Below are 21,448 nucleotides of genomic sequence, written 5' to 3'. Positions count from 1 at the left end.
CCCTCCCCCTCCCACCCCGCCCGGATTAGCCCCCGTCACCGCCCGCCCCACCCGTCACAGCCCCTGGCCGGTCCCGAATGACGCCCCGGCCCCGTCCGGAGTCGTGTCCGTCGTTTAGGGGCGGGTGGGGGCGGGCGGGATCGGATGCTGGGATGCTGGGGGCGCAGGGTGGGGAAATATCAAGACTGTGGGGGCGGGAAGAGCCGTGGAGGACAGGGTGCGGGTGGTCATCGCCGAGGACTCGGTGCTGCTTCGGGAGGGCCTGACCCGGTTGCTCACCGACCGTGGGCACGACGTCGTGGCGGGGGTGGGTGACGCCGACGCGTTGATCAAGGTCATCGGGGAGCTGGCGGCCGAGGACGAGCTGCCGGACGTGGTGGTGGCGGACGTACGGATGCCGCCGACGCACACGGACGAGGGGGTGCGGGCCGCGGTCCGGCTGCGGCGTGATCACCCGGGGCTGGGGGTGCTGGTGCTGTCGCAGTACGTGGAGGAGCAGTACGCGACCGAATTGCTCGCGGGATCCAGTCACGGCGTCGGCTATCTCCTCAAGGACCGGGTAGCCGAAGTGCGGGAGTTCGTCGACGCGGTGGTCCGGGTCGCCGAGGGGGGCACCGCGCTGGACCCCGAAGTGGTCGCGCAACTGCTCGGCCGCAGCCGTAAGCAGGACGTGCTGGCGAACCTCACGCCACGCGAGCGGGAGGTCCTGGGGCTGATGGCCGAGGGGCGGACGAACTCCGCGATCGCGCGGCAGCTGGTGGTGAGCGACGGTGCGGTGGAGAAGCACGTCAGCAACATCTTCCTCAAGCTGGGACTGTCGCCGAGTGACGGGGATCACCGCCGGGTGCTGGCCGTCCTCAGGTATCTCGGCTCCTGAGAAACCGACACGCTGTCAGTCACGCAGGTTGCGGGCGGCTCCGTGGGCCGTCCGGGACCTGAGGAGTAGAACCAAAGGCCGAGACGCGAGCGTCTTGGAGAAGGGGGCCGGGGGGCGGTTGTTTCATGACAATTGTTGACAGAACGCTGTCTCACGTCCGCGTCCATCATGTGATCGGCCCAGGGAAGGCGACCCTTACCCACGTACGATGTTCGTGGGACGACCGGTCGGCACGACGAGTCCCGAGCCACCGCCCCGAGGGAGGTCCGAAGCAGTGACCAGCCAGGTCAGCAGCCAAGCCGAGCAGGCCGACGGAGCGCTCACCCGGGAGCCGCAGGCTCCCGGGACCGGCGCCGACGGCGGGAAGAACGGCGGTACACACGGCGGTACAGACGGCGGTAAGAACGGCGGCAAAGAGGTACGTCGCCTGGACCGGGTGATCATCCGGTTCGCGGGCGACTCCGGTGACGGTATGCAGCTCACGGGCGACCGGTTCACCTCCGAGACGGCGACCTTCGGCAACGACCTGTCGACGCTGCCGAACTTCCCCGCCGAGATCCGGGCCCCCGCCGGCACCCTGCCGGGCGTCTCCAGCTTCCAGCTCCACTTCGCGGACCACGACATCCTCACCCCCGGCGACGCGCCCAACGTCCTGGTGGCGATGAACCCGGCCGCGCTGAAGGCGAACCTGGCGGACGTGCCGCGCGGCGCGGAGATCATCGTCAACACGGACGAGTTCACCAAGCGGCCGATGGCGAAGGTGGGCTACGACGTCAGCCCGCTGGAGGACGGGTCGCTGCAGGGATACAACGTCCACCCGGTGCCGCTGACGACGTTGACGATCGAGGCGCTCAAGGAGTTCGGGCTCTCCCGCAAGGAGGCCGAGCGTTCCAAGAACATGTTCGCGCTGGGCCTGCTGTCGTGGATGTACCACCGGCCGACCGAGGGCACCGAAGCGTTCCTGCGGCAGAAGTTCGCCAAGAAGCCGGACATCGCCGAGGCGAACGTCGCCGCGTTCCGCGCGGGCTGGAACTTCGGCGAGACCACCGAGGACTTCGCGGTCTCCTACGAGGTCGCGCCGGCCACCCAGGCGTTCCCGACGGGGACGTACCGCAACATCTCCGGCAACCTGGCGCTGTCGTACGGCCTGATCGCCGCCGGGCAGCAGGCCGACCTGCCGCTCTACCTCGGCTCGTACCCGATCACGCCGGCCTCGGACATCCTGCACGAGCTGAGCAAGCACAAGAACTTCGGCGTGCGGACCTTCCAGGCCGAGGACGAGATCGCCGGCATCGGCGCGGCACTGGGCGCCGCCTTCGGCGGCGCGCTCGCGGTGACCACCACGTCGGGCCCCGGTGTGGCGCTGAAGTCGGAGACCATCGGACTCGCGGTCTCCCTCGAACTCCCGCTGGTCATCGTGGACATCCAGCGCGGCGGCCCGTCCACCGGTCTGCCCACCAAGACCGAGCAGGCCGACCTGCTCCAGGCGATGTACGGGCGCAACGGCGAGGCGCCGGTGCCGATCGTGGCGCCGAAGACGCCCGCCGACTGCTTCGACGCGGCGCTGGACGCGGCGCGCATCGCGCTGACGTACCGTACGCCGGTCTTCCTGCTGTCCGACGGCTACCTGGCCAACGGCTCCGAGCCGTGGCGCATTCCGGAGGTCGACGAACTGCCCGACCTGCGCGTGCAGTTCGCGTCCGGCACGAACCACACGCTGGCCGACGGCACCGAGGTGTTCTGGCCGTACAAGCGCGACGAGCAGACCCTCGCCCGGCCGTGGGCGGTGCCCGGCACGCCGGGTCTGGAGCACCGGATCGGCGGCATCGAGAAGCAGGACGGCACGGGCAACATCTCCTACGACCCGGCCAACCACGACTTCATGGTGCGGACGCGCCAGGCGAAGGTCGACGGCGTCGAGGTGCCGGACCTGGAGGTCGACGACCCGACGGTGGAGGCGGCCGTCCAGGACGGCCAGGGTGCCGCCGCCGCGCAGGGCGCCGACACCCTCGTGCTGGGCTGGGGCTCGACGTACGGGCCGATCACCGCGGCCGTCCGGCGCGTACGGCGGGACGGCGGGCGGATCGCGCAGGCCCATCTGCGCCATCTCAACCCCTTCCCGCGGAATCTCGGCGCGGTGCTGGCGCGTTACGACAAGGTGGTCGTACCGGAGATGAACCTCGGCCAGCTCGCGACGCTGCTGCGGGCGAAGTACCTCGTCGACGCCCGCTCGTACACCCAGGTCAGCGGAATGCCGTTCAAGGCCGAGCAGCTTGCGGAGGTCTTTAAGGAGGCCATCAATGACTGAGACGATCGCGGAGGGGACCTCGACGATCGAGGCGCTTTCGCTGGTGCCCAAGGCCGAGGCCAAGCAGTCCATGAAGGACTTCAAGTCCGATCAGGAAGTGCGCTGGTGCCCCGGCTGCGGTGATTACGCGGTTCTCGCCGCCGTGCAGGGCTTCATGCCCGAACTCGGTCTGGCGAAGGAGAACATCGTCTTCGTCTCGGGCATCGGCTGCTCCTCCCGGTTCCCGTACTACATGAACACGTACGGGATGCACTCCATCCACGGCCGCGCCCCGGCCATCGCCTCCGGCCTGGCCTCCTCGCGCCGTGACCTGTCGGTGTGGGTCGTCACCGGCGACGGCGACGCGCTGTCCATCGGCGGCAACCACCTCATCCACGCGCTGCGCCGCAACGTCAACCTCAAGATCCTGCTGTTCAACAACCGGATCTACGGTCTGACCAAGGGCCAGTACAGCCCCACCTCCGAGGTCGGCAAGATCACCAAGTCGACGCCGATGGGCTCGCTGGACGCGCCCTTCAACCCGGTGTCGCTGGCCATCGGCGCGGAGGCGTCCTTCGTGGCCCGTACGGTCGACTCCGACCGCAAGCACCTGACCAGCGTGCTGCGCGCGGCCGCCGCCCACCCGGGCACGGCGCTGGTGGAGATCTACCAGAACTGCAACATCTTCAACGACGGCGCCTTCGAGGTCCTCAAGGACAAGCAGCAGGCCGAGGAGGCCGTGATCCGTCTGGAGCACGGGCAGCCGATCCGCTTCGGCGCGCTCGCCGAGGACGGCCTCGGCTCCAAGGGCGTGGTACGCGATCCGGCCACCGGCGACCTGAAGGTCGTCGACGTGGCGACGGTGGGCGCGGACGCGGTGCTCGTCCACGACGCGCACAACGCCTCGCCGACCACCGCGTTCGCCCTGTCCCGGCTCGCCGACCCGGACACGCTGCACCACACCCCCATCGGCGTGCTGCGCAACGTGGACCGCCCGGTGTACGACACGCTCATGGGTGAGCAGTTGGACACCGCCATCGAGCAGAAGGGCAAGGGCGACCTGGCCTCCCTGCTGGCGGGCAACGACACCTGGACGGTGGTCGGCTGAGCAGCCGGCCACGGGCCTTCCGGTGCCCGTACGGAGCGTCTTCGGACGTCCCGTACGGGCACCGTCGTTTTCGGCCACGCGATGGCCGGTCCGCACCGCTACCCCGCCCCGTCAGGACCGTATCCCGGGACGGACATGACAGTCGGGCCGTCCGGCGTTACCTTCGGAGCGCGACCCGTGCCACCGCCGGCGCAGATGGAGCAGCATTCCTCCGGAGGGCCCCTTGCAACCCCAGAACGAACAGCGCACCGGACTCGTCTACGGCACCGCCGCGTACGTGGTGTGGGGCCTCCTCCCGCTGTACTGGCATCTGCTGGGCGACCTGGCCCCCACCGAGATCCTGGCCCACCGGATGGTGTGGTCGCTGCCGGTGGCCGTCCTCATCCTGGCCGCGATACGCCGCTGGTCCTGGGTACGGGAGCTGGTGCGGCAGCCCAAGCGGCTCGGCATGGTGCTGGTCTGCGCCGCGGTCATCTCCGTCAACTGGTTCCTGTACATCTGGGCGGTCAACGCCGGGCATGTGCTCGAAGCGAGCCTCGGCTACTTCATCAACCCGCTGGTCAGCATCGCCTTCGGCGTCCTGGTGCTGCGCGAGCGGCTGCGGCCGCTGCAGTGGACCGCGGTGGGCGTCGGCGTCGCGGCGGTGGTCGTGATGGCCGTGGCGTACGGCAAGGTGCCCTGGATCTCCCTCGCGCTGGCGTTCACGTTCGCCACGTACGGCCTGGTCAAGAAGGGCGTGAAGCTGGGCGGCATCGAAGGCTTCAGCGCCGAGACGGCGATGCAGTTCCTTCCCGCCCTCGGCATCCTGGTCTTCCTCGGCGCACGCGGCGAGGCCGGGTTCCTGACCGGCGGGGTGGGCCAGATGCTGCTGCTCATGGGCTGCGGCGTGGCCACCGCGCTGCCGCTGATCGCCTTCGGGGCGGCGGCGGTACGGCTGCCGCTGACCGTGCTCGGGATGCTCCAGTACCTCGCGCCCACCTTCCAGTTCGCGCTCGGCCTGCTGGTCTTCCACGAGGAGATGCCGGTGGAGCGCTGGGCGGGCTTCGGTCTCGTCTGGCTGGCGCTGGTGGTGCTGACGTACGACGCGGTGCGCACCGCCCGTTCCGCGCGTACGGCGCTGGCCACGGCCCGCAAGACGGCCCGGGAAGTGGTCGGGGAGACGGCCGCGGCCCTGACCCCGGCCGCCGCGGAGCAGACCGCGCCCGAAGCCCCGGAAACCGCCCGCGAGGTGGGTGCCGCCAAGCGCTGACCCGCCCGAACGATATGCGGGTCGGGGTGTCCGGATTCCGCCTTGCCAGCGGCGCGTGGCGCGCCCACCATCAGCTTCGCGCCATGCACGGTCCGTTCACTCCACGTTCGGAATCCGGAGACCCCTCATGTCATGGAATGCCGCAAGACCCCGCACGACCAGGCGTTTTCGAAGATCTGGCAGCAGCGGCGGCAGCGGTCCCGGTGGCCTCGGGCTGACTGCCGCCGGTGCCGTACTCGGCCTGATCGTTGCGATACCCGGGGCGGCCGGCGCGGCCACCGCCGCGCCCGCCGCCCGCTCCGCCACCCCCACCGTCAGCACCGCCGCCGCCCCCGACCTGCCGCTGGCCAACCTCAAAGCGCACCTGAGCCAGCTCCAGTCGATCGCCACCGCCAACGGCGGCAACCGGGCCCACGGCCGGCCCGGCTACCGGGCCTCGATCGACTACCTCAAGGGCAAGCTGGACGCCGCGGGCTTCACCACCAGCGTGCAGCAGTTCAGCACCGGCGGCACCACCGGCTACAACCTGATCGCCGACTGGCCCGGCGGCGACCCGAACCAGGTCCTGATGACCGGCGCGCACCTGGACTCCGTCAGCGCGGGCCCCGGCATCAACGACAACGGCTCCGGCTCGGCCGCGGTCCTCGAAACCGCGCTGGCCGTCGCCCGCACGGGCGCCAAACCCGCCAAGCACCTGCGGTTCGGCTGGTGGGGCGCCGAGGAGCTGGGGATGCGCGGCTCGCAGTACTACGTGAGCCGGCTGGCCGCGACGGAGCGGTCGAAGTTCAGCGGCTATCTGAACTTCGACATGGTGGGCTCCCCCAACCCCGGCTACTTCGTCTACGACGACGACCGCGCCATCGAGGCCGTGTTCAAGGCGTACTACGCCTCGCTGAACATCCCCACGGAGATCGAGACCGAGGGCGACGGCCGCAGCGACCACGCGCCGTTCAAGAACGTCGGCATCCCCGTGGGCGGCCTGTTCTCCGGCGCCGACTACACCAAGACGGCCGCCCAGGCGCAGAAGTGGGGCGGTACGGCGGGCCAGCCCTTCGACCGCTGCTACCACCGCTCCTGCGACACCTCGTCGAACATCAACGACACCGCCCTGGACCGCAACAGCGACGCCGTCGCCCACGCGGTGTGGACGCTGGGCGTCGGTACGACGACCCCGCCCGGCGGCACCGTCTTCGAGAACACCGACGACGTGCAGATCCCGGACGCGGGCGCCGCGGTGACCTCGTCGGTGACGGTCTCCGGCCGTACCGGCAACGCCCCGGCCACCCTCCAAGTCGGGGTGGACATCAAGCACAGCTACCGCGGTGACCTGGTCATCGACCTCGTGGGGCCGAGTGGGCAGGCGTACCGGCTGAAGAACTCCAGCGGCTCGGACTCGGCGCCGAACGTGATCACCACATACACCGTCGACGCGTCCGCCGAGACGGCCGACGGCACCTGGCAGCTACGGGTGCAGGACCTCGGCCCGCAGGACACCGGCTACCTCGACAGTTGGAAGCTCACCTTCTGACGGCCGGCCGCACCGGCGGCCCGTGACCGTACGGCGCGGGGCGGCGCGGCTCAGGCCGTGACGTCCCGCGCCGTGAAGCGCGCCCAGGCGGCGGAGCCGAAAACCGCCGCGTACACCGCCTGGAGACCGAAGTTCTTCTGGAGCTGGTCCCAGTAGACGGGGTCGCGCAGCACGTCGGCGAAGGACAGCCAGTGGTGCGAGAAGAGGTACGGCTGGATCGCGTGGAGCTGCGGGATGGTGTCGAGGATCTGCACCACGATCAGCAGGCCGACGGTGGTGGCCATCGCCGCGATGCCGCTGTTGGTGAGCGTCGAGACGAACAGGCCGATCGCCGCCACCCCCACCAGGGACAGCGCCACGACGACCGCGATCGCCAGCGCCCGCAGCAGTCCCTCGGCGAACGGCACGGTCGTCCCGGACAGCAGCGTCACCTCGCCGACCGGGAACAGCAGCGCGCCGGTCACCAGCGCCGACACCGCCACCACCAACGTCGCCACCAGGCAGAACGTCAGCGTCGTCGCGTACTTGACCAGCAGCAGCCGGGTCCGCCCGGCCGGTGCGACGAGCAGATAGCGCAGCGTCCCGGCGTGCGCCTCACCGGCGACCGAGTCCCCGGCGACCACGCCGACCGCCAGCGGCAGGAAGACCGGCAGGGTCACGGCGAGCGCGGTGAAGACCAGGAAGAGCCCGTTGTTGGTGATCTGGGAGACGAACGCCGCGCCGCCGGATCCGCCCTGGCCACCGCCCTCACCACTCGTCTCGATCTTGACGGCGACACCGATCAGGACCGGTACGGCGGCGAGGACGGCGAGCAGCGCGAGGGTGCGCCAGCGCCGGAAGGTCGTCCCGATCTCGTTGCGCAGCAGACCGAGCGACCACAGCGGCCGCGGCGCGCGACGTACGGCCGCGCTCCCGACCCGCGCGCTCCCGGCCGCTTCCGCGCTCCCGGCCGTCTCAACCCGCGACATCGAAGCCCTCCCCCGTCAGCTCCACGAAGACGTCCTCCAGGGACGCCCGTTCCACGCCGAAGGCCCGTACGCGCACCCCGGCCCGTACGAGCGCGGCGTTGACCTCCGCCAGGTCGGGCGGCCCGCCGGCCGGTGCCGGCAGATCCCCGGTCACCCGTTCCTCCGCCACCACGAGGTCGGTCACCCCGTACTCCTTGAGCACCCGCGCCGCGTCGGCGGTGTCGGGCGTGCCGACCACCAGCCGCCCCCGGGTGCCCGCGGACAGCGCGGCGACCGTGCCCTGGGTGACGAGCCGGCCGCGGGCCATCACGGCGGCGTGCGTACAGACCTGCTCGATCTCGTCGAGGAGGTGGGAGGAGAGGAAGACGGTGGTGCCGTCACCCGCCAGTTCCCTGACGAGCGTACGGATCTCGCGCATGCCCTGCGGGTCCAGGCCGTTGGTCGGCTCGTCCAGCACGAGGAGCTCACGGGGCTGCAGGAGCGCCGCGGCCAGCCCCAGGCGCTGCTTCATGCCCAGCGAGTAGGCGCGTGCCTTCTTGCGGGCGGCGGCGGCCAGCCCGACCCGTTCCAGCACGTGGTCCACGCGCTGCGCGCGGGTGCGGGGGTCGGTGGCCGGGTCGGCCGCGTCGTACCGTACGAGGTTGTCCCGCCCGCTGAGGAAGCCGTACAGCGCCGGTCCCTCGATGAGGGCGCCGACCCTGGGCAGCACCCGGCGGGCGGCCCGCGGCATCGGCTCGCCGAGCAGCCGGGCGCCGCCCGCGGACGGCTCGATCAGGCCGAGCAGCATTCTGATGGTGGTGGTCTTGCCCGAGCCGTTGGGTCCGAGGAAGCCGAAGACGCTGCCGCGCGGTACGGCGAGGTCGAGGCGGTCGACGGCGAGCTGTCCGCCGCGGTAGGTCTTCGTCAGCCCCCGGGTCTCGATCACCCGGTCCCCGGCGGACGGCTGCGTCATCGGCTCCCCCATGTGGTCACGCCCGTGGTCACGCCTCAGGTCGCACCGGTGGTCCTGTCCCGGGCGTGGGGTGCGGCCGCCGGCCGCACCCCACGCCGTTTCCGTCACGTGGCGGACTCGGCCGCCTTGATCAGGGACTCCTTGTCCACGGCACCGGCGTAGACCGAGCCGTCGTCCGTCACCAGGGCGTTGACCAGGCGGGTGCTGTAGAGCCGGCCGGAGCCGAACTTCCCGTCCACCTTCTCGCCCAGGCTGTCCAGCAGCTTGGCCGCCTCACCGGACGCGCCCTTGCCGCCGGCCGCGGAGAGACCGGAGCCGACGCCCTTGACGTGGGCGATCGAGGTCCAGCCGGAGCCGATGACGTCGACGCCGCCCTTGCCCTTCGCGGCGTTCTTGCCGCCCAGGCCGTACTGCCCCAGGATGCCCTTGAGGTCCTCGGCGGTCCGCTCGCCCTTGGCGCGCTGCTGCGCGCGGGCCTTGTCGCCGTCCACGACCTCGGCGCCCTTCGGCGGCTTGAAGTCGAAGGTGCCGGCCGCGGGCTTGGCGAAGTCGACGGAGGTGAAGCCGACGTCGATCGCGGCGGCGCCGCCGCCCTTGGGCGTGAGCGTGAACTTCAGCGGTACGCCGGTCTCGGCGTCCACCGAGATCCGGATCGAGTCGACCGTGGAACCGGCCTGCTTGGGCTTGATGGAGAGCTGGTACGCGTCCCGTCCGGCCACCTTGGCCGTGCCGTCGACGGTCACCGAGGTGCTGTCGCCGACCGCGTCGAGCGCCTTCTTGGCCAGCTCCTGCGGGGTGGCGTTCTTCAGGTCGCCGCTCTCGCCGGATGTGCCGGACTTGCCGGACCCGTGCTTCCCGTCCTTGCCCGCTTCGGCCGGGACCGTGCTGTGGTACGCGGTGTTGCTCTTGCTGTCGTAGCCCCAGATGTCACGGCCGTTGTGCACGAGGTTGTACTCGGCGGCCTTGCCGACGACCGAGACCCGCTGCTTGTCCGGCCCGTCGGCGGCGACCTGCAGTGTGTGCGAGCCGGACGCCAGGTCCATAAGCTGGTTCTGCGGGCTCGCGGAGGCTCCCTTGCCGTCCTTGTCGCCCGAGCCGCTGCCGCCCTGGCCCGCCGAGCCGCTGCCGAAGGTACCGGCACTGGCACCCGACAGGGACGGCAGTCCCAGGTCGGTGTTGGTACGGACCGTGCCGGACAACTGCTGCACGTCCGACGCGGCGACCTTGGCTATCAGGTCCTGCGCGGAGATCTTCGGCAGGTCCGGGGAGCCGGCGCCGGCGAACGCCGGGACCAGCCCGATGGTGGCCGCGGTGATGCCCACGACGGCGGCCGGGACGGCGTACCGCATCATTCTGCGGCGCTTCGCGGAGCGCCCCCCGTCCCCGTCCCATTCGTCGGTGACCTGTGCCGGTTGGTTCCGTGGCATGTGCCTTACCTCCGTCGTAAGCGGCGGCCTGCTGCGCGACGCACTCGTCCCACTCCCGGGCTCATTGTGACCCGTTCCGCCGCGGCGTGGTGCTCCTCATCCCACCAAACCGGCCAGCCTGGCGCGTCAGCCCCGGGGGCCAACTCCGCGTACTCCGGTGGGATGAGCCCCGCGCGACCGCAGGGTGGAACCGGTATGACCAAAGACAGAGACGGGTCCCCGAGGCCCCTAAGGGTTACCGGAGGTCACCCCGCCCGGTGCACCACCGAGTCGCAGAGCCCTTCCAGCGCGGCCTTCGCCATGCACTCGGGCAGCGGCGCGAGGGTGGCCCGCGCCTCCTCCGCGTAGCGCACGGTGTCGCGGCGGGCCTGCTCCAGCGCCGGGTGGGCGCGCAGTCCGGCCAGCGCCTCGGCGTGCCGGGCGTCGTCGGTCAGGTCGCCGGCCAGCAGGTCGCGCAGCTCGCGGTCCTTGTCGGTGCCGTGCTCGCCGTCGGCCAGGGCGCGCAGGTGCAGGACCGGCAGGGTCGGGATGCCCTCGCGCAGGTCCGTGCCGGGGGTCTTGCCGGACTCGTGGGAGTCGCTGGCGATGTCCAGGACGTCGTCGGCGAGCTGGAAGGCGGTGCCGAGGCGTTCGCCGTACTGGGTCAGGATGTTGACGGTCGTCTCGTCGGCGCCGGACATCATCGCGCCGAAGCGGCCCGCGACGGCGATCAGCGAGCCGGTCTTGCCCGCGATGACGTCCAGGTAGTGGTCGATCGGGTCGCGGCCGTCCCGCGGGCCCGCCGTCTCCAGGATCTGACCGGTCACGAGGCGTTCGAACGCCTCGGCCTGGATACGGACGGCCTCCGGCCCGAGGTCGGCCAGTATGTGCGAGGCGCGCGCGAAGAGGAAGTCGCCGGTGAGCACCGCCACGGAGTTGCCCCAGCGGGCGTTGGCGCTGGCCACCCCGCGGCGCACGTCCGCCTCGTCCATGACGTCGTCGTGGTACAGCGTCGCCAGGTGCGTCAGCTCCACGACGACGGCCGAGGGGACGACGCCCGGCGTGTGCGGGTCGCCGAACTGCGCGGCCAGCATCACCAGCAGCGGCCGGAACCGCTTGCCACCTGCGCGGACGAGATGCTGGGCGGCCTCGGTGATGAACGGCACGTCGCTCTTGGTGGCCTCCAGCAGGCCCTCCTCGACAGCCGCCAACCCGGCCTGGACATCGGCCTCAAGAGCCTGGTCCCGCACGCTCAGCCCGAAGGGCCCGACGACGGTCACGAGGGGTACTCCTGTCTGCTGACGATCAAACGGATTGTCGATCTGTCGCTGTCTCCACCATTGGCCAGCGTATCCGGTCGCTGTTGGATCACCGTGAGCGCCCGCCCCCTCCGAGGCTCTCGAACGGTGTGCGGGCCCGTTCGACCGCCGTACGCGGGCGGCACGGGCGGCGGCAGGACCGGCGGACGGCCGGTGTCGGGCCCGTGGACGTCCGCGCCACGTCCGTATGGCGAACACGCTTCTCGCACCTCGGACACCGCTGGATTCCGGACAGAACGGAGCACCCCGGCCGCTCAGCGACGGGGTGCTCGTCAGACCTTCCGGTCAGCCATCCGCTCAGGGGCCCGCTCAGGCCCTACCGCGCCACCGCCTCCGCCACCCGCCGGGACGCGAACTCCGTACCGCAGACGAAGCGCATCACGGGCCCGAAGGACGCCGCCGCCGGAAGGCCCGTGAAGTGCAGGCCCGGGACGGACGAGCCGAAGCCCGCGTCCAGGCGGGGTCCTCCGCCGCTGACCGTGACGCCGGTGCGCAGGCCCTGGCCGAGGAAGTCCATCGCCGCCAGATCGACCTGGTAGCCGGTGGCGGCCAGCACATGATCGGCGGCCAGTTCGCCGGTGCGGCCGTCGGGGGCGCGCAGCGTCAGGACCGGGCGCCCGTCCTCGACGCGGGCCCGGACGATCCGCTGCCCGGCCGTGACCTGGACGCGGCCCACGAAGCGGTCACGCAGCCACCAGGCGCCGAGCGGGCCCAGCACCCGGCGGACCAGGTAGCGCCGGGCCGGTGCGGGCAGGTGGCGGAATCCGCCCGCGTAGTAGGTGAACGCGTACAGCGACCAGGCGTTGCCGAACGGTGTCTCCGGCCGCAGCCTGGGCTGCTGGTCCGGCGGGGCGCCGAAACCCACCGCCGTACGCCCGCGCGCGACGACCCGTACGGACCGGGCGCCGGACTCGGCGAGCAGCACCGCGCTCTCCAGCGCCGACTGCCCGGCGCCGACCACCACCACGTCCCGGCCCGCGAAGACCGACAGGTCGCGGTGCTGGGAGCTGTGCGAGACCGGACCGGTGGGGGACGGTCCGTCCGGCACCGCCGCGGCCAGCTCACGCGGCAGCCGGGCGAAACCGGTCAGTCCGGTGGCCACCACGACCGCACGGGCCCGGAACTGTTCGCCGCTGTCCAGTTTCAGCTCGAATCCGTCGGAGCGCCGGTCGTATCCGCCGGACCGCCGGTCGACCGAGACGACCCGTACCTGCTCCAGGTCGGGCACCAGCCGTTCCTGGAACCATTCGCCGTACCGCACGAAGGTCTCGACGGGGAGGATGTCCCAGTCGGACTCGTAGCGCCGCCCGCCCGTCGCGTCGCAGAAGTCCTGGAGCGTGTGCCCGGCCTGCGGGGCGTCGATGGTGGACGCCGCCGGGGTCGACTTGAGCAGCATGCCCGCGGGCATGTTCTCGCGCCAGCTCACCATCGGCCGGCCGAAGACGCGTACGGGCACGCCCCGCGCGCGCAGGTGCGCCGCCGTCGACAGGCCGTACGGACCGGCTCCGACGACTGCTACCGGAGTGTTCACGTGCGTTCCCCTCCCCAGGGTGTTGCTGCTGGTCCGGCAGTGCCCCCCACTGCCCTTGCGGGGAACGGTCGTACTGATCCCCCGTTCATCGCCCGCGCGCGTCTGCTCGCCCGGCGCAGCTCGACCAGGTGCCGGGCTCCCGGACCGACGAAGCGGGCCAGCATCGTGAAGAACGGCTTGAGGTCGTCGGCGGCCAGCCACGCCAGCTCGGTGCCGGTGGTGCGGCTCGGCGCGTGCGGCGTGGTGTAGCCGCTCCGGCGGTACGCGAGCAGCGCCGGCAGGTCGATGTTCTCCACGACGAACCGCTGCCCGGCCCGCTGTTCCGCCTCCGGGACCTTCCGGCCGGTCAGGTCCAGGTGCTGGGCCCGTACGACGTCGATGCCCGCCTCGTTCTCGAACAGCCGGAACTGGGCGCCCATCCGCGGGTTGAAGTCCAGCAGCTTGTACGCGCCGTCCCGGCGGTCGTAGCGCCAGTCCAGGTCCACGATGCCGCTGAAGCCGACGCGCTTGACGAACTGGGCGGTCAGCTCGGCCAGTTCGGGGTTGTCGACGACGTACGCGCAGGCCGTCATGCCCGCGTGCGGCGGCCAGGAGCGCACCTTGACGCCGGTGAACAGGCTCAGCGCGGTGCTGTCCGCGTCGAAGTACGCGTGCACGATCCAGTCCTCGGCCTCCTCCCGCGGCAGGTACTCCTGGAGGATCACGTCCGGCCGCGGCCCCCAGTCGTGCGCCAGGCCGACGAGCTGGTCGGGGCCCGCGATCAGGGTGGTGCCGGCGACCGCGGGGTGCCGGCGCCGCTGGAACGCCTCGCGGTTCTTGGCCACGACCGGAAAGCGCGCCCGTGCGGCGAACTGCTCGATGTCCGAGAGCGACTCCGGGAAGGCGGACGCCGGTGACGGAATTCCGTGCTCCACGCAGAGTTCGTACAGCCCCTGTTTGCTCGCCAGGCGGCGCGGCAGGCCCGCTACGGTGCGGGGGAACAGGAAATGGCCGCTGAGGACGTCGGCGTACTCAGCGGTCAGGACGGCGGCCTCCTCGTCGGTCGGAATCAGGACCGCGGGCCGGCCGATGCGCTTGCCGATGCGCAGCAGCACCTCGACGAGCCGCTGGGGGTCCTCGCGTCCGGTGGTCGGCCAGACACAGCGTCCGTGCAGGTAGCGGGAGGTGGCGGCGGGGGTGAACCGGTCCTCGGTGATCGCGTACATGGGTACGCCGAGGCGCCCCAGACTGCGGATCGCCCCCACCCCGCCGTGGTGCAGCGGATAGTCCCCGATCTTCACGATGAGCCCCGGAACGGTCCGGTCCACCGCGAACGCTGTACTGCTCCGAGCCACCTGACCCCCCAATGGCGCGCGTCCCGCCCCGGCCACGCCCCGCAAGGAAGCTAGAACTGAACTGTCCGTTCGGGTACCGTCTTTCCGGACATTACGAACTCTTTTATGGCGCTTTGCCAACGCCTTTCGTTCGGTTCTGATTGTCTTGTGCCGCTGTCCCCTTCGGTCCGCCGCTGTCCCGGCCACCTCCGCAGCAGCACCCGCTCCCCGATCGGGCATCCCCTCGCGGCCCGTTGGGCCGTAATCTGATCGCAGAGCCCGCCGGCCCGCCGGCCGGGGCCGCGGCCACAGGTGACGACGCACGCGAGAGACCACGCGAGGAGCCGTACATGTCCGAGCACCACCCGCTCGACCTGCCCGAGGACCACCCCTTCGGGCCGCACACCCTCCCCTACGGTGTCTTCAGTACGGCGGACGATCCGACACGGCGCCGCATCGGCGTGCGCTACGGCGACCACGTACTCGACCTCGACGCGCTGGCCACCACCTCCGGATCGCCGCACGCCGACCTGCTCGCCGCACCGACCCTGAACCCGCTGCTCGCCGCGGGCCGCGAGATCTGGCAGGCCGTGCGGGAGGCCGTCCGCACGGCCGTCACCGACCCCGCGCAGCGCGCCACCACCGAGTCGCTGCTGCTCCCGCTCAACGCGGTGACGCTGCACCTGCCGTTCGAGGTCGCGGACTACGTCGACTTCTACGCCAGCGAGCACCACGCCACCAACGTCGGCCGGATCTTCCGGCCGAACGCCGACGCGCTCACCCCCAACTGGAAGCACCTGCCCATCGGCTACCACGGCCGGGCCGGCACCGTCGTCGTCTCCGGCACCCCGGTCGTCCGGCCCAGCGGCCAGCGCAAGGCGCCCGCCGACGCGGCGCCCACCTTCGGGCCCTCCCGGCGTCTGGACATCGAGGCGGAGGTCGGCTTCGTCGTCGGCACGCCGTCCGCGCTCGGCGAGCCGGTCGGCCTGGCCGGCTTCCGCGACCACGTCTTCGGCGTCTGCCTGGTCAACGACTGGTCGGCGCGCGACATCCAGGCCTGGGAGTACGTACCGCTCGGCCCCTTCCTCGGCAAGTCCTTCGCGACCTCCGTGTCCGCGTGGATCACGCCCCTGGACGCGCTGGACCACGCCCGTACGGCACCGCCCGCCCGCGACGTCCCCGTCCTCCCCTACCTGGACGACTCGGACTCCGAGCCGGGCGGCATCGACCTGCGCATCCAGGTCGACATCAACGGGGAGACGGTCGCCCGCCCGCCCTTCTCCGCCATGTACTGGACCGCCGCCCAGCAGCTCACCCACATGACGGTCAACGGCGCCTCGCTGCGCACCGGCGACCTCTACGCCTCCGGCACGGTCTCCGGGCCGGAGCCGGACCAGCTCGGCTGCCTCCTCGAACTCACCCAGGGCAAGGGCCCGTTCCTGGAGGACGGCGACGAGGTCACGCTGACCGCCTGGGCGCCGGGCCCCGAGGGCTCCCGGATCGGCCTGGGCGAGGTCACCGGACGTATCCGGCCCGCGCGTACGTCATGACCGGGCACGGGGCGGGGAGCAAGTGGGGCGGCGCGGACCGCGGCCCCACGCTGCCCGAGGAGTTGCTGCTCCTCGCCCTGGACCCGGTGCGGGGCAAGCCGCTGAACGATCCGTCCCACCTGCGGTACGGCCTGGCCGGCGCCGCCCTCGCGGAGCTGGAGCGGGCCGGGCGGGTCACCGAGGGCCGCGGCGGCCGGATTCTGGCGGGCAGCCCGCTGCCCCTCGGTGACCTGGTGCTGGACACGGCGCTGGGCACGCTGCCCGACGCCGGCAAGGGCGGCGAGATCAAGGTCAAGCGCTGGGTGCGGAGCACGGCGCGCGGTATCGACGAGGTGTGCCGGCAGCGGCTGGAACAGCGCGGTGCGGTCCGCCGGGAGTCGCGGCGCGCGCTGGGCCTGTTCCGTTATGAGCGGCTGGCGGCCGGGCCGCTGGACCTGGCCGGACCGGCCCGCGCGCGCTTCAAGGGCGCGCTGGCCACCGGCTTCGCGGACCCGCGCGACCGGGCTCTGGCCGCTCTGGTGGCGGCCACCCACCTGGACCGCAAGCTGGACCTGGGCCGGGACCGGCGGGCCGTACGCCGCGACCTGAAAGCGCTGGTCCGCGACGACTGGATCGCCCGCGCGGTGGCGGCCGTGATCCTCCAGGACCAGGCCGCCGCCGGTAGCGGCGGCGGTGCCGGATGAGGCGACGGTGCCGGACGAGGTGCCGGTGTCGTATGAGGTGTCCGAAGGTCACGGCGGCGCGCCGAATGTGTAGCGACGCCGCCGCAATCCCTCGGGTCCCACCCGTTACGGAGCCGGGCCGCGCACCGCGTTGCTAGCCTCACCTGTCCTGCCCCCCCAACGGAGGAGACGTACGTGCGCAAGGCAGCGCAGATCGCCGGTACGGCCGCCATGGCCGCGCTCCTGCTCAGCGGCTGCGGAGGCGGCAGCAGCAGCGGCGGGGACGGCAAGCGCGACGCGGCGGGCGGGACGGGCACGGCGCCGGCCGCCACCCCGTCGCAGAGCCCCGACGGCCCAGCCGGTGACGGCTCCAGTGACGGCGGAACCGGCCGCCTCGACGGTGCCTGGACCGCCACCACCGGCGACTCGCACCTCACCCTCGTGATCTACCGGGGCATCGCCTCCCTGGGGCTCGGCGCGGACACCGGGTCGGCCTGTCAGGGCAAGGTGGAGACGGTGGGCACCACGGTGATCGCCCTGAAGTGCATGGGCGGCCACACCACCCGCACGCTGGGCACCGTCACGCCGGGCGCCGACGGCAGGACGCTGAAGGTGAGCTGGAAGGGCGGGCCCACCGACGACTTCACCAAGGCCGAGGGCAAGCTCAAGCTGCCGGGAATGCCGAGCCTGCCCGCGGGCACGCCCGCCTCCTGACGGGCGGTCAGGCCCCGCCGCGCCCCAGGGACCTGACCGGCGCGAACGGCCGAGAGCCGCCGCGAACGGCGGAGGCCCGCTACGCCACCAGGGGTGTTTCCGGGGCGGCGCCGGGAAAGACGCCATACGCTGAGCCATATTCACTCCGAGTAGTTGCTCGACACCGACAACCACGAGGAGTCACGGAATGCGCCTGCGTACCTCCGTCGCCGCCGCCTTCGGAGCGGCCGTACTCGCCCTGACCACCCCCACCTCCGCCTACGCCGCCGACGGCGTCTTCTCCTACGGCTTCAACACCGGCAACCAGCTCGACCAGCGTGCGGCCCTCTTCAACCCGCCCGGCAAGCAGTGCATCACCCTCAAGCTCCCGAACGGCGCCGACTTCGCCTACGCCGCGCTCAACCGGACGAACGCCACCGTGACCCTCTTCGCCGACGACGACTGCAGCAGCGACGTCTTCTACGTCGTCCCGCCCGGCAAGGCCGCGCCGAAGAAGGTTCTGGTCCGGTCGGTGCTGTTCTCCCGCTGAGCCCGGTCCCCCTGCGCTGAGCTGCGCCTTTCGCACTCCGGCCGGCCCTCCTCGTACGTGCTTCTGGCCGCGCCGGTCCCCTTCGCCCGAGTGGCGCAACGGCCGCCGCCCGGCACCCCCTCGGGGCACCGGGCGGCGGCCGTGGGCCGTACGCCGTGCATCCGGCCGGGTGGACCCGGCCTGGGCCACTCAGCGCACGAACACTCCCGCCTGGCCCGCCAGGTCGAGGAAGTACTGCGGCGCCAGACCGAGGACCAGCGTGACCACGACACCGACCGCGATGGCCGTCATGGTCAGCGGGCTGGGTACCGCCACGGTCGGCCCGTCCGCCTTCGGCTCGTTGAAGAACATCAGCACGATGACCCGGATGTAGAAGAACGCGGCGATGGCGGACGAGACGACACCGACCACGACCAGCCAGCCCGCGCCGCTCTCCGCCGCCGCCTTGAACACCGCGAACTTCCCGGTGAAGCCCGAGGTCAGCGGGATGCCGGCGAAGGCCAGCAGGAAGACCGCGAAGACCGCCGCCGTCAGGGGCGAGCGCCGGCCCAGCCCCGCCCACTTCGCGAGCTGCGTCGCCTCGCCGCCCGCGTCCCGGACGAGGGTGACCACCGCGAACGCGCCGAGCGTCACGAAGGAGTACGCCGCCAGGTAGAACAGGACGGACGAGATGCCGTCCTTGCTGGTGGCGATCACACCGGCCAGGATGAACCCGGCGTGTGCGATGGAGCTGTACGCCAGCAGCCGCTTGATGTCGGTCTGGGTGATCGCGACGATCGCGCCGCCCAGCATCGTGACGATCGCGACGCCCCACATCACCGGCCGCCAGTCCCAGCGCAGTCCCGGCAGGACCACGTACAACAGCCGCAGCAGCGCCCCGAACGCGGCGACCTTGGTGGCCGCCGCCATGAAGCCGGTGACCGGGGTCGGCGCGCCCTGGTAGACGTCCGGCGTCCACATGTGGAACGGCACCGCGCCGACCTTGAAGAGCAGCCCCATGAGCACCAGCGCCGCGCCGATCAGCAGCAGCGCGTCGTTGCCCATGGTGTCGGCCAGCGCCGGGTCGATCTGCTTGGCGCCGTCGCTGACGACCTGCGCGATACCGGAGTACGTGACGGTGCCCGCGTACCCGTACAGCAGGGCGATGCCGAACAGCAGGAACGCCGAGGAGAACGCGCCGAGCAGGAAGTACTTCACCGCGGCCTCCTGCGACAGCAGCCGCTGGCGGCGGGCCAGCGCGCACAGGATGTACAGCGGGAGGGAGAAGACCTCCAGCGCGATGAAGAGGGTCAGCAGGTCGTTGGCGGCGGGGAAGACCAGCATCCCGCCGACCGCGAACAGTGCGATCGGGAACACCTCGGTGGTGGTGAACCCGGCCTTGACCGCGGCCTGTTCGGCTTCCCCGCCGGGCACCGCGGCGGCCTGCGCCACGAAGGAGTCCACCTTCTTGCCGTGCGCGGCCGGATCGAGCCGCCGCTCGGCGAAGGTGAACGTGGCGACCAGCGCCACCAGCAGGATCGTGCCCTGGAGGAAGAGCGCCGGACCGTCCACGGCGATGGCGCCCATCGCCGCGATCTTGGCCTTGGTGGTGCCGAAGCCGCCCGCCGCCAGCCCCACGACGGCCGCGAACCCGGCGGCCAGCGCGAGCACGGACAGCAGGAGCTGGGCGTAGTACCGGCTGCGGCGCGGCAGGAACGCCTCCAGGACGATGCCGACGACCGCGGCACCCAGCACGATCAGCGCCGGGGCCAACTGGGCATACTCGATCTTCGGCGCCGGGATCCTGGCCGGTGCCTCGGCCGCAAGGGTCCACAGGCTGTGGACAGTTGCCACGGAACTCACTTCGCGGCCTCCGCATCTGCCTTCACGGCTACGTCGGGGCGGGGATCGTGCTGATCGACGACGGACAGGGTGTGGTCCACCGCCGGGTTGACGACGTCCGTCAGCGGCTTGGGGTAGACGCCGAGGAACAGCAGCAGCGCGATCAGCGGGGCGACTACCGCCAGCTCCCGCGCCTTGAGGTCGGGCATCGTCCGCACCTCGGCCTTCACCGGGCCGGTCATCGTCCGCTGGTAGAGGACGAGGACGTACAGCGCGGCGAGCACGATGCCGACGGTGGCCACGATCCCCACCGCCGGGTAGCGGCTGAACGTGCCGACCAGCACCAGGAATTCGCTGACGAACGGCGCCAGGCCCGGCAGCGACAGCGTCGCCAGACCGCCGACCAGGAAGGTGCCGGCCAGCACCGGCGCGACCTTCTGCACCCCGCCGTAGTCGGCGATCAGCCGGGAGCCGCGCCGCGAGATCAGGAACCCGGCGACCAGCATCAGCGCCGCCGTCGAGATGCCGTGGTTGACCATGTACAGCGTCGCGCCGCCCTGGCCCTGGGTCGTCATCGCGAAGATGCCCATGACGATGAAGCCGAAGTGGGAGATGGACGCGTACGCCACCAGGCGCTTGATGTCCCGCTGGCCGACCGCGAGCAGCGCGCCGTACAGGATGCTGATCAGCGCGAGGACCAGGATGACCGGGGTGGCCCAGTTGCTGGCCTCCGGGAAGAGCTGGAGGCAGAAGCGCAGCATCGCGAAGGTGCCGACCTTGTCGACCACCGCGGTGATCAGTACGGCCACGGGCGCCGTGGACTCGCCCATCGCGCCGGGCAGCCAGGTGTGCAGCGGCCACAGCGGCGCCTTCACCGCGAAGGCGAAGAAGAAGCCGAGGAACAGCAGCCGTTCGGTGCCGGTGCCCAGCGCCAGCTTCCCGTCCGCCCGCGCCTGGACGATCTCCGTCAGGGAGAACGTGCCGCTGCCGAGCTGGTCGGCGGTGGCCGCGTACAGCCCGATCACCGCGGCCAGCATGATCAGCCCGCCGGCCAGGTTGTACAGCAGGAACTTCACGGCGGCCTGCGAGCGCAGCTTCGCGCTGTGCTCCTCGCCGTCCGCCCCGGCCCGGTCCCCGAAGCCGCCGATGAGGAAGTACATCGGGATGAGCATGGCTTCGAAGAAGATGTAGAAGAGGAAGACGTCGGTGGCCTCGAAGGAGATGACCACCATCGCCTCGACGGCGAGGACCAGCGCGAAGAAGCCCTGGGTGGGCCTCCAGCGCCGGTTGGGCGTGGCGTCTTCCAGAGGGTCGGCGTCGTGCCAGCCCGCCAGGATCACGAACGGGACCAGCAGCGCGGTCAGCGCGATCAGCGCCACCGCGATGCCGTCCACGCCCAGTTCGTAGCGGACGCCGAAGTCCTTGATCCAGGCGTGCGACTCGGTGAGCTGGAACGGGCCCTTCGCGCCCGGGGTGAAGCGGACCGCGACCACCGCCGCGAGCACCAGGGTGGCCAGCGAGAAGAGCAGGGCCAGCCATTTGGCGGCGGTGCGCTTGGCGGCGGGCACCGCGGCGGTGGCGATCGCGCCGATCGCCGGGACCGCCGCGGTGGCCGTCAGAAGGGGAAACGACAT

General features: G+C 71.6%; 17 protein-coding genes. 9 read left to right on the top strand and 8 right to left on the bottom strand.

Annotated features, from left to right (window positions below; translation table 11 throughout):
* Positions 1 to 217 precede the first annotated feature (217 nt).
* The 5 genes from EJG53_RS22435 (at position 218) to EJG53_RS22415 (ending at position 7,049) form a co-directional block, all read left to right on the top strand.
* Complete coding sequence (locus EJG53_RS22435) at positions 218 to 877, top strand: response regulator transcription factor (RefSeq protein WP_280526816.1); 660 nt, start codon at positions 218 to 220, stop codon at positions 875 to 877.
* Between the two features lie 274 nt (positions 878 to 1,151).
* Positions 1,152 to 3,185: a 2-oxoacid:acceptor oxidoreductase subunit alpha gene (locus EJG53_RS22430; RefSeq protein ID WP_125046294.1), complete on the top strand. Its 2,034-nt coding sequence runs from the start codon at positions 1,152 to 1,154 to the stop codon at positions 3,183 to 3,185.
* Positions 3,178 to 4,272: a 2-oxoacid:ferredoxin oxidoreductase subunit beta gene (locus EJG53_RS22425; protein WP_125046293.1), complete on the top strand. Its 1,095-nt coding sequence runs from the start codon at positions 3,178 to 3,180 to the stop codon at positions 4,270 to 4,272. The genes EJG53_RS22430 and EJG53_RS22425 overlap by 8 nt, the downstream gene beginning before the upstream one ends.
* Before the next feature lie 223 nt (positions 4,273 to 4,495).
* Positions 4,496 to 5,521, top strand: a complete 1,026-nt coding sequence (rarD, locus tag EJG53_RS22420; protein ID WP_125046292.1) for an EamA family transporter RarD — start codon at positions 4,496 to 4,498, stop codon at positions 5,519 to 5,521.
* A gap of 127 nt (positions 5,522 to 5,648) precedes the next feature.
* The gene (locus EJG53_RS22415; RefSeq protein WP_244955280.1) at positions 5,649 to 7,049 is read left to right on the top strand and encodes a M28 family metallopeptidase; all 1,401 of its coding nucleotides are present in this window, start codon (positions 5,649 to 5,651) and stop codon (positions 7,047 to 7,049) included.
* A gap of 50 nt (positions 7,050 to 7,099) precedes the next feature.
* Here the strand turns inward: EJG53_RS22415 and EJG53_RS22410 are convergent, their stop codons facing one another.
* The 6 genes from EJG53_RS22410 to EJG53_RS22385 form a co-directional block, all read right to left on the bottom strand.
* Positions 7,100 to 8,017 (bottom strand): ABC transporter permease, encoded by a 918-nt coding sequence (locus EJG53_RS22410; protein WP_125046291.1) that lies wholly within the window; start codon positions 8,015 to 8,017, stop codon positions 7,100 to 7,102.
* A complete protein-coding gene (locus EJG53_RS22405; protein ID WP_174856443.1) occupies positions 8,004 to 8,969 on the bottom strand; it encodes an ABC transporter ATP-binding protein in 966 nt (321 codons plus the stop codon). Before EJG53_RS22405 ends, EJG53_RS22410 begins: the two co-directional genes overlap by 14 nt.
* A 104-nt stretch (positions 8,970 to 9,073) precedes the next feature.
* Positions 9,074 to 10,396 (bottom strand): LolA family protein, encoded by a 1,323-nt coding sequence (locus EJG53_RS22400; protein WP_125046289.1) that lies wholly within the window; start codon positions 10,394 to 10,396, stop codon positions 9,074 to 9,076.
* Between the two features lie 245 nt (positions 10,397 to 10,641).
* On the bottom strand, positions 10,642 to 11,655 hold the full coding sequence (locus tag EJG53_RS22395) for a polyprenyl synthetase family protein (RefSeq protein ID WP_031002941.1): 1,014 nt from the start codon (positions 11,653 to 11,655) through the stop codon (positions 10,642 to 10,644).
* A 355-nt stretch (positions 11,656 to 12,010) separates the two neighbouring features.
* Positions 12,011 to 13,225, bottom strand: a complete 1,215-nt coding sequence (locus tag EJG53_RS22390) for an FAD-dependent oxidoreductase (RefSeq protein ID WP_125046288.1) — start codon at positions 13,223 to 13,225, stop codon at positions 12,011 to 12,013.
* Positions 13,222 to 14,532 (bottom strand): carboxylate--amine ligase, encoded by a 1,311-nt coding sequence (locus EJG53_RS22385; RefSeq protein WP_244955279.1) that lies wholly within the window; start codon positions 14,530 to 14,532, stop codon positions 13,222 to 13,224. The genes EJG53_RS22390 and EJG53_RS22385 overlap by 4 nt, the downstream gene beginning before the upstream one ends.
* Positions 14,533 to 14,888: 356 nt before the next feature.
* Between EJG53_RS22385 and fahA the strand changes: the two genes are divergently transcribed.
* From fahA to EJG53_RS22365, 4 genes are all read left to right on the top strand, one after another.
* On the top strand, positions 14,889 to 16,088 hold the full coding sequence (gene fahA, locus EJG53_RS22380) for a fumarylacetoacetase (RefSeq protein ID WP_125046287.1): 1,200 nt from the start codon (positions 14,889 to 14,891) through the stop codon (positions 16,086 to 16,088).
* Positions 16,085 to 16,771, top strand: coding sequence for a GOLPH3/VPS74 family protein (locus tag EJG53_RS22375; RefSeq protein WP_125046286.1), 687 nt, complete (start codon positions 16,085 to 16,087; stop codon positions 16,769 to 16,771). The genes fahA and EJG53_RS22375 overlap by 4 nt, the downstream gene beginning before the upstream one ends.
* A 174-nt stretch (positions 16,772 to 16,945) precedes the next feature.
* Positions 16,946 to 17,464, top strand: coding sequence for a hypothetical protein (locus EJG53_RS22370; RefSeq protein ID WP_125046285.1), 519 nt, complete (start codon positions 16,946 to 16,948; stop codon positions 17,462 to 17,464).
* 187 nt (positions 17,465 to 17,651) lie between these two features.
* Positions 17,652 to 17,993, top strand: coding sequence for a hypothetical protein (locus EJG53_RS22365; protein ID WP_125046284.1), 342 nt, complete (start codon positions 17,652 to 17,654; stop codon positions 17,991 to 17,993).
* A gap of 189 nt (positions 17,994 to 18,182) precedes the next feature.
* On the opposite strand, the gene nuoN is transcribed toward EJG53_RS22365, so the two are convergent.
* Both nuoN and EJG53_RS22355 read right to left on the bottom strand, forming a co-directional pair.
* Complete coding sequence (gene nuoN / locus EJG53_RS22360; protein WP_125046283.1) at positions 18,183 to 19,835, bottom strand: NADH-quinone oxidoreductase subunit NuoN; 1,653 nt, start codon at positions 19,833 to 19,835, stop codon at positions 18,183 to 18,185.
* On the bottom strand, positions 19,832 to 21,448 hold the full coding sequence (locus tag EJG53_RS22355; RefSeq protein WP_125046282.1) for an NADH-quinone oxidoreductase subunit M: 1,617 nt from the start codon (positions 21,446 to 21,448) through the stop codon (positions 19,832 to 19,834). The genes nuoN and EJG53_RS22355 overlap by 4 nt, the downstream gene beginning before the upstream one ends.

The sequence above is a fragment of the Streptomyces chrestomyceticus JCM 4735 genome, from assembly GCF_003865135.1.
Taxonomy (GTDB): domain Bacteria; phylum Actinomycetota; class Actinomycetes; order Streptomycetales; family Streptomycetaceae; genus Streptomyces; species Streptomyces chrestomyceticus.
The sequence above is the reverse complement of the archived record's forward strand: the minus strand, read 5'-3'. Positions and strand labels throughout refer to the sequence as shown.

Excerpts from the sequence above, each read along its gene's own strand:
- EJG53_RS22425 (WP_125046293.1), top strand. The coding sequence starts at position 3,178 with ATGACTGAGACGATCGCGGAGGGGACCTCGACGATCGAGGCGCTTTCG.
- EJG53_RS22415 (WP_244955280.1), top strand. The coding sequence starts at position 5,649 with ATGTCATGGAATGCCGCAAGACCCCGCACGACCAGGCGTTTTCGAAGA.
- EJG53_RS22410 (WP_125046291.1), bottom strand. The coding sequence starts at position 8,017 with ATGTCGCGGGTTGAGACGGCCGGGAGCGCGGAAGCGGCCGGGAGCGCG.
- EJG53_RS22405 (WP_174856443.1), bottom strand. The coding sequence starts at position 8,969 with ATGACGCAGCCGTCCGCCGGGGACCGGGTGATCGAGACCCGGGGGCTG.
- EJG53_RS22400 (WP_125046289.1), bottom strand. The coding sequence starts at position 10,396 with ATGCCACGGAACCAACCGGCACAGGTCACCGACGAATGGGACGGGGAC.
- fahA (WP_125046287.1), top strand. The coding sequence starts at position 14,889 with ATGTCCGAGCACCACCCGCTCGACCTGCCCGAGGACCACCCCTTCGGG.
- EJG53_RS22375 (WP_125046286.1), top strand. The coding sequence starts at position 16,085 with ATGACCGGGCACGGGGCGGGGAGCAAGTGGGGCGGCGCGGACCGCGGC.
- EJG53_RS22365 (WP_125046284.1), top strand. The coding sequence starts at position 17,652 with ATGCGCCTGCGTACCTCCGTCGCCGCCGCCTTCGGAGCGGCCGTACTC.
- EJG53_RS22355 (WP_125046282.1), bottom strand. The coding sequence starts at position 21,448 with ATGTCGTTTCCCCTTCTGACGGCCACCGCGGCGGTCCCGGCGATCGGC.